The sequence below is a fragment of the Sporosarcina sp. FSL K6-2383 genome (genome assembly GCF_038618305.1).
Taxonomy (GTDB): Bacteria; Bacillota; Bacilli; order Bacillales_A; family Planococcaceae; genus Sporosarcina.
The window spans coordinates 2,736,523-2,752,232 of sequence record NZ_CP152017.1 but is presented as its reverse complement, the minus strand read 5'-3'; the positions used below and the strand labels follow the sequence as shown (position 1 = coordinate 2,752,232).

Sequence of the window (15,710 nt, the reverse complement as noted above, 5' to 3'; positions counted from 1 at the left end):
CAGTGAGAGGGCTGAATGATAGATAATTCGGTTACCTAAATAAAATGATGGAAAATAGTTGACTAATCGTCTACACTATTTATAGTACATACATAACCGGGGAGGCAATTTGCAATGCAGAAAGAGACAATTGAAATGTTTAAAACGTTAACTGAACTTCCGGGTGCACCAGGGAATGAGCATGCGGTTAGAAAGTATATGCGCAGCGAGCTTGGGAAGTATTCTGATGAATTAATCCAAGATAATCTTGGTGGTATTTTTGGTGTTAGAAAAGGGCCAGAGGATGGTCCGCGCATTATGGTTGCGGGTCATATGGATGAAGTTGGTTTTATGGTAAGTGCTATCACAGATAATGGGATGATTCGTTTTCAACCACTGGGTGGCTGGTGGAGCCAAGTATTGTTGGCGCAACGAGTGGAAATTATAACAGACAATGGGGCGGTCGTAGGTGTGATTGGTTCCATCCCACCGCATTTATTAAGTGATGCAGTGCGCAGTAAGCCAATGGATATTAAAAATATGCTCATTGATATCGGTGCAGACGATAAAGAGGATGCTGAAAAGATTGGCATTCGTCCTGGACAGCAAATTATCCCGGTATCTCCATTTACGCCAATGGCAAATGGTAAGAAAATCCTTGCAAAAGCATGGGATAACCGTTATGGCTGTGGGCTTGCCATTGAACTATTGAAAGAACTACATGGTGAAAAACTGCCGAATAACTTGTACTCAGGTGCCAATGTTATGGAAGAGGTTGGACTTCGGGGTGCACAGGCGGCAGCAACAATGATTAATCCAGATCTATTCTTCGCACTGGACGCAAGTCCGGCAAACGATGCTTCGGGCGATAAAAATGAATTTGGGCAGCTAGGTAAAGGGACATTATTACGTATTTTTGATGGTTCGATGGTTACGCATCGTGGAATGCGGGAGTTCATCCTTGATATGGCAGAAACGCATAGTATTCCGTATCAGTATTTTATTTCCCCAGGTGGGACGGATGCAGGGCGTGTCCATATGTCCAATGAAGGTGTTCCGAGTGCCGTCATCGGTATTTGTTCACGCTACATCCACACATCGGGCTCCATTATTCATACAGATGATTATGCAGCTGCAAAAGAACTGCTTGTGAAACTTATCACAGCGTGTGATAAGACGACGCTGGCGACGATTAAGCAAAACGTGTAAATGTAAGCCGGTGCTGTCCTTCTCTTACATAAATAGAGAGGGACGGCTTTTTATTCGATAAAATCTAAGGGGGGACTTTAAATGGAATTTATGATTGGCTCGACAAATAACGCAAAGGTTACCGCGGCACGGCGTGTAATACTTAGCTATTTTCCCAAGGCGATTGTATATGAGATTGATGCTAAATCGGGTGTTTCAGATCAGCCCTTCGGTGATGAAGAAACAAGGATCGGTGCCATCAATCGCGCATTACGGGCAATAGGCATGAAGGAAAAGACCATTGGAATCGGCTTAGAAGGTGGTGTCCGGATGCTAGAGGGGCAAATGTACCTTTGTAATTGGGGCGCATTGGTGCTACCAGATGGGACAAAATTTACAGCTGGGGGTGCGCAAATTCCGTTACCGCAGGAGGTTGCTGAAGAACTTATTACCGGTAAAGAACTTGGCCCGGTTATTGACGCTTATTTCAAAGCGAACGGAATTCGTCACAAGGAAGGTGCAATCGGCATGTTTACTGCCCAGACAGTGAATCGAGATGGACTGTTTGAACATATTGTACAACTTTTGATTGGCCAATTGAAATATTCAATGGCTGATTGACATACTTATTGCTAGGATGAGTCGATTAAATCGCGAAGGTTGCAACTGCAAGAGGATATCTTTAAAATAGATATGATATCTGACTTTATACAGTAGTTAGAAGGCACGCTGTATAAGGGAGCTCAGACTAAGTACGCCGCGTATTTGATATTAATTAAAGATTGGAGGAACACGAATGTTCGGGAAATGGAAATTCATATTCCTACTGGTGATGTCAGTATTCCTGCTTACCGCATGTAATGAATCACTCAGTGATCAAGTAACTGCGGGCGTTGAGGCTGCAGAGGCAGCATTTCACTTGAATGATAAAGAACCTACTGAAGAAATAGATGGTATTCAATTATATAAGCCTACTGGATTTGTCATCAGTGAACAGTCTGATGCCCAAAATATTGTCATGACAAAAAATAAAGAAACTTTTATCTTATTTAATAATCCAAACGAAAAAAATGATAGTCAATTGTTTTATGATTTGCTGTTGGCGGATCAAAACAAAGAAATTATTGAACAGTCGACGTTCAATGACGATGGGATTTTTGGCTTTGTGGCAGTTGTGAAAAGTGATGATGACCATGTTGAACTGATTACCAGTGTAGGTGGCTCAAAAATGACAACATTAACAACTATAAAGAATATCGAAGAAAATATAACTGAGATGATGGAAATTGTGCGTTCTGTTAAGTAGGATATGATTGACAGATAAGTATCGTGTTTTTGCGAATGGAGGGAATTAGGCGGATGAATTCTGAACAACTTATAGATATTTTAAAAGAGCATCTTCCATCCGAACATTTTCAATGGCGGTTTGACCGGAAGGCAGATAAGGTTCGTCTAGAGCATACGGTATTGAAAAAAGGGATGGATATTTCGCTGCCGGAAATTCTAGTGAAGTACGAAAAGAAAAAACAGGTAGCTATTGACGAACTCGTCCATATTATTAGAGAAACCTTCAATGCGATGGAAAAAGAACAAATGGAGGGGTTCGGCAGTAATTCCGCTATCTATCCTGTTATTCGGTCGACTTCATTTCCAAAGGAGTCTGCGGCAGGACAAACGTTTCTCATGAAAGACCATACTGCTGAGACACGCATCTATTATGCGTTGGATCTAGGAACGACGTACCGCTTAATAGATAAAGGGATGTTAGCATCGATCGGTCTAACTGAAATAGAAATAATGGAATCGGCATTGTTCCGAGTAAGGTCATTGCCGGTTGCTATGAAACAAGATGTTGTTTCGGATAATATCTATTATTTCATCAATAATAATGATGGATATGATGCAAGTAGATTATTAAATAATGCATTTTTGAAAGAGATGGAAGCGAAAATGGAAGGACATATGACAGTATCAGTGCCTCACCAAGATGTTCTGATCATTGGTGATATTCGTAATGATACGGGCTATGACGTTTTGGCTCAAATGGCCATGCATTTCTTTACGACGGGTGCTGTGCCGATCACGTCTTTGTCATTCCTTTACAAAGAGGGGAAGCTAGAACCTATTTTCATTCTGGCTAAAAATCGTTTGGCAAGAAGGGAAGGAAAGAAAAAGTGAATCTATTTTATAACAGGGATGGTGTGGGCGATGTGCTGTTGATTCAGCATACGGTTACACGTCCAGACGCAATTACAACAGCGTCTTATGGAGATGTGACAGTCATTCGCAATGCGGAAACTGATGAGGTAGCTGCTATTAACTTATTTAAAGCTTCCTCTTATTTCACGATTGAAACCGTTGGCAAAGTTGAAATGACGGAAGAAATCGTAGACCAACTACAGGGAGCATTCCGTAAGAATGGTGCTGAAGTCGAACTGAATGCCGATTTTTCACCAAAATTTGTTGTCGGTCATGTGCTAACAAAGGAAAAACATCCAAATGCTGATAAATTAAGTGTTTGTACAGTAGATCTTGGTAGTGAAACTGTTCAAATTGTGTGTGGAGCGCCGAACGTAGAGTTAGGGCAGAAAGTTGTGGTTGCGAAAATCGGGGCAGTTATGCCATCAGGAATGGTTATTCGCGATGCTGAACTTCGTGGTGTGGCTTCTACAGGAATGATTTGTTCGGCTAAGGAACTTGCGCTGCCAGACGCCCCTGAAGAAAAAGGGATTTTAGTGCTAGATAGCAATGCTGTCGTCGGTGAAGCATTTACAAAGTAAGTGTAAGAAAAACGTGCCGCCATGGTACGTTTTTCTTATTTCGAAGATTGATTTGATTTAGTAGTGTCAGTACTGTTAAAATAGATTGATTGACACGGAAAGAGTGATAGTCTTGAGTTGGTTTACTACACTAATGAACCGGCTTTTTGGTCCGGATGATAGCAGTAGAGATGAAGTTGATTATGAGAAACTTAGAGATGAATATGAAGTAGAAGAAGCAGTAGAGCGATTGGATTCAAGGCAAGCCTCGTCATTTCGTTTTCCAATTATTTCAGATGCAGAAATATATGGATGGGATGAGGAACTGCCGAGGGAACGTGAAATACCGTATTCTCCTATAAACGACGTAAAAGCAGAGGAATTATATGAGCCGACGCCTCTCTATGAAAATGAAAGATGGTCAAGTGATTCGACAGTTTCAAATGTGTTTCGGGCTCGTTCAGATTCAAAGCATTCTCCAGCGACTGAGCCTGAAGGATTTCCTTTTAAAACGGTGGAGAAGGAGCAAAGAGTAGAGCAACCAGTACAAATTAAATCGACTATACCAAAACGTTCAAGTAGACCGTTTAGTCCAACATCAGTACCTTCCCCAGTTTTTGGGTATCGGGATCCAAGGCAAGTAATAAGCCCTTTGGAGACAGAGGATGAAACAGAATTCCGACAAGCGGAAGAAATGACAGTGACACATGAATCCATTGTTCAAGAAGATTTCGTACAACAGACTGCTGATGAGGGTGCTACTGATCTGCAACAAATTGTAGTAGAAACACCGGTTTTTGCATCTGATTTATTAGATCATGAGTCCACTGTTGATGAACAAAAGTCGGTTGTCTTAGAATCAGCTGAAATAGAGTATACTAGGGATGCATTTGAAGAGTTAGAGACAGATGTCCTTATCGAACCTATCGAACTGATGGAAAAACCAGAACTAGTAACGGAGCAGAAACAAGAGCGAATTGTTCCTTTCAATGTATTAATGTTAAAGTCTGACAAAGAAAAAATAACGAGAGTTTCTTCAGAGGATACGCCGGTAACGGTAGAGAAAGTTTCTGTGCCTACTCAGCCGCTACCTGAATTTCAGACAGCAGTTGAAGTGGTGAAAGAAGTACAGGAACAGCTAAGTGATCATGGTGATATGGTAGAAGAAGAGCCTTATTATGCTTTTCCATCGCTTAATTATTTAATTCCACCTGAAGCACAAATTGAAGATAAGGAATGGTTGGATTCCCAGTCGGAAAAGCTTGAAGAAGCATTGTCCCATTTTGCAGTCCAAGCAACGGTTATCGAAGCGGTCCAAGGACCAACTGTGACACGTTTTGAACTGACGGTCGGGCAAGGGACAAAAGTTAGTAAAGTTCGAAATTTAACGGATGATTTGAAGTTAGCATTAGCGGCAGAAGACATTAGAATCCAAGCACCGATCCCTGGCAAGAGCTCCATTGGTATTGAAATACCGAATCGTAAAACGCGGGCGGTGCGAATCTCTGAAGTAATAGCGACGGATAGTTTTCAGACCTCCAGGTCCCCCTTAGAGGCGGTGCTCGGACTGAGCTTAACCGGAATGCCTGTCACATTAGACCTGCGGAAAATGCCGCATGGGATGATAGCAGGTGCTACAGGTTCAGGGAAATCAGTATGTATTAACTCGATTTTGGTTAGCTTATTATACAAAGCCGCACCAACGGATTTGAAGATGATGCTTATTGATCCTAAAATGGTCGAGCTTGCGCCATTCAACGGGATTCCACATCTTATTAGTCCGGTTATTACGGATGTTAAAGCCGCAACAGCTGCACTCAAATGGGCGGTTGCTGAAATGGAACGTCGTTATGAGCTACTTGCACATGCGGGTGTCCGAGATATTGAACGGTATAATAAAGTAGTCATGGACAGTCGACGCTTCTCTTTGAAGATGCCGTATTTGTTAATTGTCATTGATGAGCTTGCCGACTTAATGATGATGGCCCCGGCAGATGTTGAGGTATCCATTAGTCGTATCGCACAGAAGGCACGTGCCTGCGGTATTCATTTGATCATCGCGACACAGCGTCCATCTGTTGATGTCATTACTGGGACGATCAAAGCAAATATCCCAACGCGTATCGCATTTTCAGTGTCATCCCAAATCGATTCAAGGACAATTATTGATTCTCCTGGAGCGGAACGCTTACTAGGCAAAGGTGATATGCTTTATATTGGCAATGGACAGTCGGCTGGTGTCCGGCTTCAAGGGACATTTGTCACGGATGACGAGATAGAACGTATAATAGAACACGTTCGCAACGAGGCATCCCCAGACTACTTGTTCGGTCAAGATGACCTGCTTGCAAGTGCTATCGAGGAAGAAGAGACAGACCCATTATTCGAAGAAGTATGTCTATTCGTACATGAACAAGGCAGCGCGTCGACATCGTTATTACAACGTAATTTTAGCATCGGATACAACCGAGCGGCTAAACTAATTGATAGAATGGAAAAGCACGGTTTTATCTCTGGACAGAGAGGAAGCAAGGCGCGTGATGTCTTTTTGACAGAAAGTGATCTTGATAAGCTGACGGATCGTTTAGATTAACAACTGATTTTGATTTATTATTGAGGGAACAGAAATGATCCCAGGAGGTTGCAATATGACATTGTTCCATTTTATAGGGATTAAAGGATCCGGCATGAGCCCACTCGCCCAGATTCTCCATGACTCTGGCCATACAGTACAAGGTTCAGATGTGGAAAAGTATTTTTTTACGGAAGATCCATTACGTGAAAGAGCTATTCCGATTTTACTTTTCGATGAAAATAATATTACAAAAGACATGACCATTATTGCTGGAAATGCATTTCCAGACAGTCATCCTGAGATTGTGAAATCGAGGGAACTTGAACTTGAAGTGATCCGTTACCATGACTTTTTGGGTCGCTATATGGAGAAATTCATCTCCGTTGGTGTGACAGGTTCTCACGGTAAAACATCAACGACGGGATTGCTTGCGCATGTCCTATCAGGCCATTCGCCAACATCTTATTTAATAGGCGATGGTACAGGGAGTGGTCCTAAGGATAGTGAGTATTTCGTATTTGAGGCCTGTGAATATAAGCGACATTTCCTGGCCTATGAGCCTGACTATGCAATCATGACGAACATCGACTTCGATCATCCCGATTACTTTAGAGATTTAGAAGATGTGATGGATGCTTTTAGCGAAATGGCATTGCGTGTTAAAAAGGCACTAATAGCCTGCGGGGATGATAACCATCTTCAACAAATTCAGGCCAAAGTACCCGTTGTCTACTATGGATTTGATGAGTCAAATGATTTTGCTGCGAAAAATATCATGAAAACTGTAGAAGGTTCGACATTTGATGTGTTCGTGCGCAATGAATTCTATTACACTTTCTCAATTCCGCAGGCGGGTGACCATACAATCCTCAATGCTCTAGGCGTGATTGCACTTTGTCATTATGAAGGAGTAGAGGCTTCAATTATCCAAGAAAGACTTTCCACTTTTCAGGGGGTAAAAAGAAGGTTCACAGTGAAAGAAGTCGGGGACCGGATTATCGTAGACGATTATGCACATCATCCGACTGAGATACACGCTACTTTACAAACTGCTAAACAAAAATATCCCGACCGAGAAATCGTTGCGATATTCCAACCACATACATTTACAAGGACAGCTGCTCTATTAACAGAGTTTGCTGCTAGTCTTGCACCAGCGGACCACGTTTATTTATGTGATATATTTGGATCTGCTCGTGAAAAATCTGGGGATTTAACGATTAAAGATTTAGTCAATAAAATTCCCGGTGCCAAACATTTGGAGCTCGATGATATTCAAGTTCTAGATGTACATGAACGTGCCGTGTACCTCTTCATGGGTGCAGGTGATGTGCAAAAGTACATCAATGAATTTGAAGTTTATTTGAAAAAAATATAATTATGAAAACAGTCGAATCAAGAGTAAAGGTATAAATACCTTTGCTCAGAGGCGGCTGTTTTTCATCTGAAATGTAAATAAACTGTGACAAAATGCAAAAAAATCTATTTGCATGCAGGGAAACTGATAATGATGTCGAAAAGGTTATAGAGACATAACGTTTAATTTCCTTTAAAAAAGGGTAAACAGTATTTATGTCTAGTAGTGGAAGGGGTAATACTTATGGAAAATTTATTGTACATAGCGGCTATTATCGCAGCCATCGCATTTTTAATATTATGCGTAAGCTTGGCGATGACGTTGTTCTCGGTGAAGACAACATTGCAAACCGTTTCTGAAACGATGGATGGGCTGACGACCCAATTGGAAGGCATTACAAAGGAGACAGCTGATCTCCTGCATAAGACGAATAGCCTTGCTGAAGACATTCAGCATAAGGCTGAAAAATTGAACTCCGTTGTCGATGCTGTAAAAGGAGTTGGAGATTCCGTAACGGGGCTGACATCATCCGTTCGGCGCGTTTCGGACACAATTACGACAGAAGCAGAGCGCAATGGAGATAAAATTGCACAAGTCGTTCAATGGAGCAATGTTGTGATTGACATCGTCGGTAAAGTCAAAGATCGACAGCCTAAAAAGACAAATGGCTGGACTGTCTATCAATCTGTTGATGAGAAGAAAAAATAAAATTGTTCTAAATAGTGCTTTTGGTAGTAACAAATAGATGCACTAGTTATGAATATTTAGGAGGAATCGGATATGAGTGAAAACCGCGGAGTGAAACCAAATTACAATCATGAGTATAATGCAGAAAAAAATCAGTATGAGAATTCTTTTGGTGAACCATCTTATTTACCAGTAAGCTACGAATCCGACCGTAGTTATACAGACTCTTTTTATGAAGAAAAGGGTAGCTCTTCTGCCGGAAGTTTTTTATGTGGCGCGCTAGTCGGAGGGATTATAGGTGCAGCAACGGCTTTGTTCCTAACGCCGAAGTCTGGTAGTGAAATGCGTGTAGATTTTACGACTCAAGCGGGACAATTGAAGGATAAAAGTATTGAAATCAGTACGGTAGCGAAAGAAAAAGCAACAGAACTTACTTCCGTAGCTAAAGAAAAAACGGGAGAGTTATCTAAAACGATTCAAGAGCAATCCGAACAATTAGTGGAAAAGGTTAAGTCGATGAAGTCGAAAACTTCTGTACCAATGGATGATGGTACCGCATCATCAGAAGGGGAAGAAGCAACAGATTTTATCGGAAAAACAATTGAAGAGGAGCTACCAGAAACAGCTACTGCGGAAGCCCTCCATAAAGCTGTCGTTGAAGAGGAAGAAAAGTGAGGTAAGCAAGTTAACTAAAATAGAAAAGCTCGTCTACCTATTAGGTGGACGAGCTTTTCTTATGTGAAGGTAATTTCAAGAACATCCCCACCGAAAATCGGATCATTAAATCCAATCTGTGATCCATTACGCAGCAGTTGGTAATGACTCGAACTATTCTCCGGTAAGCTATAATCCGTAAAGGCAAAAATATCACCAAAAACAATTGGGTTATCATCCAGTGTAATGAACTCCAGCTTGTCGCCAGGTCTGACAGTCTCTGTTCCTGTAGCTGCTTGTCCGTTTAAGCGTACAGAGAGTCGTGGTTTATGAATAGTAATTACTTCATCGTTAAATGTGACAGTCATTTCGTCAAATGCTTTTTTACCAATTTCTAATGCCACTTCATTTGCACTCGGTAAAGGTGGTTTTTGTAGTGAAATGACGTCCTGGTCCTTTATCACATAAGAGGGGCGTATAGGCATCTTGCCGACGAAAAACTCAGGATGACGATTTTTTAATGTGACCGATTTTTGATTGACCGTAACAATGAAAGTCTCTTCTTCAAGTAGTTTACTTTGATTATTTTTTGTCAATGCAGCTGCTAATGTTTTTGTTTGTGTAATGGTAATTTTATCGCGATCTTGTACGTTTGTGTCGATAGATTGCCGGATGCCATTGACGATGATTTCAGGTTCTAATGTAACAGCTTGCCCAAGAATGGTTGCATGAATGGTCACTGTTTCTTCTAGTAGATCACGTATAGTTGCAGAAGCATTTACCCCATCTTGGCCGGGAAGTAATTCAATTTGGTCAGTGTCTTTTATGCGATCTTTTGTACTAGCTATATTTCCATTCAAGTGAACAATGGATGGAGTTCCGTGTTCTCCAGGAATAAGGATGTCATTGCCGTTTACAGATATGGACATACCGAGTCCTGGCATTCCATAAAGTTGACGACTTGTAATATTGGCGGCAAGAAGTGCATCACTGACAGTCATTTCCTTTAGTTCGAACAGTCGTATCGTTTTGCTGTTGACTGAAACGGACATATAGTGAATCGGTGCTCTTCTGGCGGCAATTGCAATTCCGATTGGTGTAACAAGCTCTGGCGAAGAAACAATACTTGGTTCTAGCGTAATTTCAGTAAGTGCATCTAATCCTCGAATTCCAACCCTGTTCTCGGGAAGCCCCAGACAAATGCTTAGTTCTTTCGTAAGTCCAGGCGTTAGGCTTCCCCCTCCGACAACCATAACAGCTTTCGGAGCTTGCCCATTATTGAGTTGCTTGATTTCATCAGCAATGGATCTTGCTAGGCGCTCAACAGCAGGTTTAATAACAGTAGTCACTTCAGCTGCTGGAACATGTTGTTCAAAGCCAAGAATATCTGTGAGTACGATATCGTTGCCCGTTGAAATACTTCTTTTAGCATTTTCAGCGAGTGGAAAGTCCAGTAAATAGTGATTGCTAAGTTCTTCAGTGATTTCGTCCCCAGCGAGTGGCACCATACCGTAAGCGACAACCGTGTTATTATCAGTGATGGCAATATCCGATGTTCCTGCACCAATATCGACTAGAGCAACGTTCAGGCGTCTCATGGAGGGAGGAATTAGGACGTTGATGGCTGCAATAGGCTCCAGTGTCAAAGCCTCCATTTCCAATCCTGCTCGTTTCAGTGCAGATAGCAAAGATTCAACGACGACTCGTGGTAGGAATGTGGCGATGACATCTACAGATGCAGAACGACCTGCTTGGTCGATCAAACTGCCGATTTCTTCTCCTTCAAGCTTATAGTGCAGAACGGAATAACCAACACAATAATAGTATTCCTCTTTGGAAATAGAGTCCGACGATAATAATTTCTGTTGAGCATGTTGGACGGCTGCTAGTTCTAATCTGTTAACATCCTCGGTCATGATAAGAGAGTGCTCTGATATATCGACAGCCATTGTCCCTTCGGTTGTTTTCAAAGCACGGCCAGCCGCCGCGACACTTACACGTTTGAGTGGACCATGTTTTTCCTCCAACTTTTCTTTAATTTCTGAAATGACGTTTGCGACACTTAAAATATTATGTATTTGTCCATCAATCATTGAACGCTCTTTATGTTCAATTGAAATAAGATCAGCGACATGATATGTCCCACCGTTTTCCTTAAGGATAATGCCAACTACGGATCGTGTTCCAATGTCGAGTGCAAATAGTGTAGTAACCAGGATAATCCACCCTTTCTGTCGATAAATATCTAATATAAAAAATAATTTGAAGAAATAACGTGACTTTTCAAATAGTCTTCTTTATACTAGGTCTATTATCTAAAAATGTAACATATATTCCCCTCTTCGGAAAGGGAATCATATGTGGGGGAGGAGACGGACAGATGAGACAGAATGAGCTAGATGAGTTAAGAGGTCGTGTAAATGACCTGAATATCAAGGTTTTGGACTTGATTAATGAAAGAACAGCAGTAGTTCAAGAAATTGGTAAAGTAAAAGAGAAGCAGGGTGTTAATCGCTATGACCCGATTCGTGAACGGGAAATGCTTAACACTTTGAAGGAACACAACAACGGTCCGTTGCCAAATGGAGTTCTCGAGCAGATTTTCAAAGGAATTTTCATGTCTGCACTTGAGATACAGGAAGATGACCAACTCAATGCATTACTTGTATCACGTAAACGTAAAGCGGAGGATACAATTGTTGATATTAATGGTCATAAGATTGGAGATGGGAAACCATCGTTCATCTACGGACCTTGTGCAGTGGAATCATATGAGCAAGTCCTCGCTGTCGCGCAATCCATTAAAGCTAAAGGGTTGACGATGATTAGGGGCGGCGCATACAAGCCACGTACATCACCATACGACTTTCAAGGATTAGGTTTGGAAGGCTTAAAAATTTTAAAGCGTGTTTCTGATGAAACGGGACTTTCAGTTGTAACGGAAATTATTACACCATCACACTTAGAAGAAGCAATGGATTATATCGACGTTGTTCAAATTGGTGCTCGTAACATGCAAAACTTTGAACTATTGAAGGAAGCTGGTATGATTAATAAACCGGTTCTTCTGAAACGTGGTCTATCTGCAACTATTGAAGAATTCATCCATGCTGCTGAATACATTATGTCAAAAGGAAATAGCCAAATTATTCTTTGCGAACGCGGAATCCGTACATATGAACGGGCTACACGTAACACATTAGATATCTCAGCTGTTCCAATTTTGAAACAAGAAACGCATCTACCAGTCTTTGTTGACGTAACGCATTCAACAGGTAGAAAAGACTTGTTGCTACCGACTGCGAAAGCTGCAATTGCAGTAGGAGCAGATGGCGTAATGGCAGAAGTGCATCCGGATCCAGCTGTCGCATTGTCCGATTCTGCGCAACAGATGGACTTGCAACAGTTTGATGAGTTCTACGAGGCGATTCAGAAATTTATGAATACGCATCAAACAATCTAATGAGCGGACGCCGGACCATTTTGGTTCCGGCGTTTTGACTTAATATAGTAGGTATTACCTACTATATTAAGTCGAATCCTCGGCGGATGTCACAAAACTTGGATGCCATCATGCTGATGTGTAATTGATGTATTAATGTAATGAAAGGAGCTAACAAGATGGCTGTAACGATCTACGATGTTGCTAGGGAGGCAAATGTTTCGATGGCAACCGTTTCTCGTGTTGTAAATGGCAATCAAAACGTCAAACCAGCAACGAGAAAAAAAGTATTAGATTGCATCGAACGCCTTGGCTATCGCCCAAATGCTGTAGCGAGGGGGCTTGCCAGTAAAAAAACAACAACAATCGGAGTAATTGTCCCCGATATTTCGAAAAACTTCTATTCTGAGCTTTCTCGTGGGATAGCCGATGTTGCAACGATGTACGAATACAATATTATTTTGTCAAATTCCGACGAACGTACAACGAGAGAAGTAGAACTGATAGAGGATCATCTTGGTAAACAGGTGGACGGACTCATCTTCATGAGTGACTCGATTTCTGATGAAGTACGTGCCGAGATGTCGACATCTAGCGTTCCGATTGTATTGGCAGGGACATTAGACGTTGAAGAGGAATTAGCGACAGTGAATATTGATTTTGAAGAAGCTGCGTTTGTAGCTGTAAATAAACTAATTGCAAACGGTCATAAAAGAATTGTTTTTGCATCTGGCCCATTTACTAGAGATATTAACCGTATTAGTAAAAAGTCTGGTTATATTCGTGCTCTACAAGCTGCTAATCTTGCTGTAGATGAAGAACTTATTATTGAAATTGAAAATACCTATGATGGTGCTTATGAAGGATGTAAAAAAATCTTGGAATTAGAAGAGAAACCAACCGCTATTTTTACAGGAAGTGATGTCATTGCAGTTGGTTTATTGAACGGAATAAGGGATAGCGGGCTTTCTGTACCGAGAGACTACGAACTTATTTGTTTTGAACATTCTATTTTACCAAGAGTTGTCCGACCGCAATTAACATCTATTGTTGTGCCGCTTTACGATTTAGGAGCAGTAGCTATGCGTCTGTTGACAAAATTGATGAATGGTGAAGAAATAGATGACAAGCATGTTATTTTACCATTTAGATTAGAAGAACGAGATTCAACGAAATGAAAAACGGACAACGTCATCATGTAGATGGCGTTGCCCGTTTTTTTATTGTTAAAAAATTACTTCCAACGGATTTATTTTGACATTTGTTCATTCCGAATTATATGTAAGGCTCGATTAAGCATATGTTCATTTTTTTCAGTTATTTCAGCTTTCCTCGGTATGGACTCATAAAGCGGGTGAGGATCTTCCCATGTGGGAATGAGCGGCACTGGAGACTGCTCCTGCCATTTTGCAAGCCAATCTGCTGGAAGAGGGCCAGTAGGAGCTGGATTATTTGTCATCGCTAGCCAAATATGGGCCCAGGCTCTTGGGACGACACGCCATATATCATATCCACCACCGCCGACAGCAATCCACTTGCCGTCGCAATACTCATCGGCAATTTCTCGGGCAATACGTGGGATTTCTTTAAAAATTTCCATTGTTCCATATAAGTGGGTAAGAGGGTCAAAATAATGTGCATCTGCACCATTTTGCGTCAAAATGACATCGGGTTTGAAAAATTCAGTCACCTCTTTGATAGCTGTTTTATAAATACTTAAAAAAGATTCATCTTCCGTAAAGGCATCAATTGGAAAATTGAAAGAAGTCCCATAGCCCGTTCCGTTACCGCGTTCTGTAACATTCCCAGTGCCGGGGAATAGATAACGACCTGTTTCATGAATAGATAGTGTGCAGACAGATGGGTCATCATAGAAGCTCCATTGAACTCCGTCACCGTGATGCGCGTCCGTGTCGATATACAGGACACGTGCACCGTACTTCTTCTGTAAATATTTAATAGCTACAGAGCTATCATTATAGACACAAAAACCTGAAGCGCGTCCATGGAATCCGTGATGCAATCCACCCCCGAGGTTCAAAGCGTACTTGGAGCGTCCTTCCATCACTTCATCGACCGCAGTCAGTGTACCACCGACGAGCAAGGCGCTAGCTTCATGCATATTGGGGAAGATAGGTGTATCATCTGTACCGATACCATAAATATTCCCCACATCTCCATGTAGTAATCCTTTTCCCGCCCTTTTAACAATATCGATAAACTTGCTATCATGGGCAAGTAGTAACTCTGCATCTGTCGCCATTCTAGGTGAAATAATATCACTTTCCTGAATGGCTCCAGACTTTTCTAATAAATCGAGTGTTAATAAAATTCTTTTCTGATTGAATGGGTGTGTGTCTGAAAACGAATAGTCAAGCTGCTCTTTTGAAAAGATAAATGAGGCGTTTTTCATCATATGACGATTCCTGGCACATTTGGCCATAGGACCTCAAACCCACTATCCTTTAATCCTTGAATAATGGCTAATGGATTCATCGAATTAATGCGAATGACTAAAATTTTTGTTGCATCGTTTTCTTTATCGGGATAGACGAGCACACTCAATACATTTGTTTTCTGTTCATGAAAGACTTTCGATACTTCAAAAAGGATACCAGGCACGTTTGGGACTCGTACTTCAATTTGCGAGCCGGGTTGATGGGCACCTGTCAATTCAATATACTTGTAGAGTAAGTCGGTTTCTGTGATGATGCCAACTAGTTTGTTATTGGAAATGATAGGAAGGGCACCAATTTTATTGTCATAAAATATGACGGCTGCTTCTTCTACGAAATCCATGGGATGCCCGACAATTAAGTTGGTCGTCATGATTTCGGAAAGTTTTACCGTGTAAATACTATGATCTTTTATTTCAGAAATAGAGGAAGGCACAATTTCTTTCAAGTCTCGGTCAGAAATAATGCCAACCACTTCCCCCTCCGCTGTAACGATAGGAACGTGACGAAATTTGTAATGGCGCATTGTTTGTAAAGCGTCCTCCACCGTATCGTTAGGCGAAAGTGTTGTGACATTTTTAATCATGATTTCTTCGATTAGCATGTAACTACA

At 41.4% G+C, this 15,710-nt stretch carries 14 protein-coding genes; 11 read left to right on the top strand and 3 right to left on the bottom strand.

The window, feature by feature from the left end:
* Positions 1-114 precede the first annotated feature (114 nt).
* From MKZ10_RS13550 to MKZ10_RS13510, 9 genes are all read left to right on the top strand, one after another.
* The gene (locus MKZ10_RS13550) at positions 115-1,188 is read left to right on the top strand and encodes a M42 family metallopeptidase (protein ID WP_342505473.1); all 1,074 of its coding nucleotides are present in this window, start codon (positions 115-117) and stop codon (positions 1,186-1,188) included.
* 81 nt (positions 1,189-1,269) lie between these two features.
* A complete protein-coding gene (locus MKZ10_RS13545) occupies positions 1,270-1,788 on the top strand; it encodes a DUF84 family protein (protein WP_342505472.1) in 519 nt (172 codons plus the stop codon).
* A 175-nt stretch (positions 1,789-1,963) separates the two neighbouring features.
* Positions 1,964-2,473 carry a hypothetical protein gene (locus MKZ10_RS13540; RefSeq protein ID WP_342505471.1) on the top strand — a complete coding sequence of 170 codons (510 nt, stop codon included), beginning with the start codon at positions 1,964-1,966 and terminating at the stop codon, positions 2,471-2,473.
* A gap of 53 nt (positions 2,474-2,526) precedes the next feature.
* Complete coding sequence (locus tag MKZ10_RS13535) at positions 2,527-3,345, top strand: DUF1444 family protein (RefSeq protein ID WP_342505470.1); 819 nt, start codon at positions 2,527-2,529, stop codon at positions 3,343-3,345.
* Entirely contained in the window at positions 3,342-3,947 is a 606-nt protein-coding gene (gene ytpR, locus MKZ10_RS13530; protein WP_342505469.1) for a YtpR family tRNA-binding protein, read from the top strand. Before MKZ10_RS13535 ends, ytpR begins: the two co-directional genes overlap by 4 nt.
* Before the next feature lie 112 nt (positions 3,948-4,059).
* Positions 4,060-6,519, top strand: a complete 2,460-nt coding sequence (locus MKZ10_RS13525; protein ID WP_342505468.1) for a DNA translocase FtsK — start codon at positions 4,060-4,062, stop codon at positions 6,517-6,519.
* A 55-nt stretch (positions 6,520-6,574) separates the two neighbouring features.
* A complete protein-coding gene (gene murC, locus MKZ10_RS13520; protein ID WP_342505467.1) occupies positions 6,575-7,879 on the top strand; it encodes a UDP-N-acetylmuramate--L-alanine ligase in 1,305 nt (434 codons plus the stop codon).
* Positions 7,880-8,101: 222 nt separating this feature from the next.
* The gene (locus MKZ10_RS13515; protein WP_342505466.1) at positions 8,102-8,566 is read left to right on the top strand and encodes a DUF948 domain-containing protein; all 465 of its coding nucleotides are present in this window, start codon (positions 8,102-8,104) and stop codon (positions 8,564-8,566) included.
* Positions 8,567-8,638: 72 nt separating this feature from the next.
* Entirely contained in the window at positions 8,639-9,220 is a 582-nt protein-coding gene (locus MKZ10_RS13510) for a YtxH domain-containing protein (RefSeq protein WP_342505465.1), read from the top strand.
* 59 nt (positions 9,221-9,279) lie between these two features.
* On the opposite strand, the gene MKZ10_RS13505 is transcribed toward MKZ10_RS13510, so the two are convergent.
* Positions 9,280-11,292: a cell division FtsA domain-containing protein gene (locus MKZ10_RS13505; RefSeq protein ID WP_342505464.1), complete on the bottom strand. Its 2,013-nt coding sequence runs from the start codon at positions 11,290-11,292 to the stop codon at positions 9,280-9,282.
* Between the two features lie 287 nt (positions 11,293-11,579).
* On the opposite strand from MKZ10_RS13505, the gene MKZ10_RS13500 reads away from it, so the two are divergent.
* Together MKZ10_RS13500 and ccpA are read left to right on the top strand one after the other, a co-directional pair.
* Complete coding sequence (locus MKZ10_RS13500; protein ID WP_342505463.1) at positions 11,580-12,662, top strand: bifunctional 3-deoxy-7-phosphoheptulonate synthase/chorismate mutase; 1,083 nt, start codon at positions 11,580-11,582, stop codon at positions 12,660-12,662.
* Positions 12,663-12,820: 158 nt separating this feature from the next.
* Positions 12,821-13,819: a catabolite control protein A gene (gene ccpA / locus MKZ10_RS13495; protein ID WP_342505462.1), complete on the top strand. Its 999-nt coding sequence runs from the start codon at positions 12,821-12,823 to the stop codon at positions 13,817-13,819.
* 71 nt (positions 13,820-13,890) lie between these two features.
* Here the strand turns inward: ccpA and MKZ10_RS13490 are convergent, their stop codons facing one another.
* Positions 13,891-15,054, bottom strand: a complete 1,164-nt coding sequence (locus MKZ10_RS13490) for an acetoin utilization protein AcuC (protein ID WP_342510204.1) — start codon at positions 15,052-15,054, stop codon at positions 13,891-13,893.
* Positions 15,054-15,701 (bottom strand): acetoin utilization AcuB family protein, encoded by a 648-nt coding sequence (locus MKZ10_RS13485; protein ID WP_342505461.1) that lies wholly within the window; start codon positions 15,699-15,701, stop codon positions 15,054-15,056. The genes MKZ10_RS13490 and MKZ10_RS13485 overlap by 1 nt, the downstream gene beginning before the upstream one ends.
* Between the last annotated feature and the right edge of the window lie 9 nt (positions 15,702-15,710).

Excerpts from the sequence above, each read along its gene's own strand:
- MKZ10_RS13550 (WP_342505473.1), top strand. The coding sequence starts at position 115 with ATGCAGAAAGAGACAATTGAAATGTTTAAAACGTTAACTGAACTTCCG.
- MKZ10_RS13545 (WP_342505472.1), top strand. The coding sequence starts at position 1,270 with ATGGAATTTATGATTGGCTCGACAAATAACGCAAAGGTTACCGCGGCA.
- MKZ10_RS13540 (WP_342505471.1), top strand. The coding sequence starts at position 1,964 with ATGTTCGGGAAATGGAAATTCATATTCCTACTGGTGATGTCAGTATTC.
- MKZ10_RS13535 (WP_342505470.1), top strand. The coding sequence starts at position 2,527 with ATGAATTCTGAACAACTTATAGATATTTTAAAAGAGCATCTTCCATCC.
- murC (WP_342505467.1), top strand. The coding sequence starts at position 6,575 with ATGACATTGTTCCATTTTATAGGGATTAAAGGATCCGGCATGAGCCCA.
- MKZ10_RS13515 (WP_342505466.1), top strand. The coding sequence starts at position 8,102 with ATGGAAAATTTATTGTACATAGCGGCTATTATCGCAGCCATCGCATTT.
- MKZ10_RS13510 (WP_342505465.1), top strand. The coding sequence starts at position 8,639 with ATGAGTGAAAACCGCGGAGTGAAACCAAATTACAATCATGAGTATAAT.
- MKZ10_RS13505 (WP_342505464.1), bottom strand. The coding sequence starts at position 11,292 with ATGATTGATGGACAAATACATAATATTTTAAGTGTCGCAAACGTCATT.
- MKZ10_RS13500 (WP_342505463.1), top strand. The coding sequence starts at position 11,580 with ATGAGACAGAATGAGCTAGATGAGTTAAGAGGTCGTGTAAATGACCTG.
- ccpA (WP_342505462.1), top strand. The coding sequence starts at position 12,821 with ATGGCTGTAACGATCTACGATGTTGCTAGGGAGGCAAATGTTTCGATG.
- MKZ10_RS13490 (WP_342510204.1), bottom strand. The coding sequence starts at position 15,054 with ATGAAAAACGCCTCATTTATCTTTTCAAAAGAGCAGCTTGACTATTCG.
- MKZ10_RS13485 (WP_342505461.1), bottom strand. The coding sequence starts at position 15,701 with ATGCTAATCGAAGAAATCATGATTAAAAATGTCACAACACTTTCGCCT.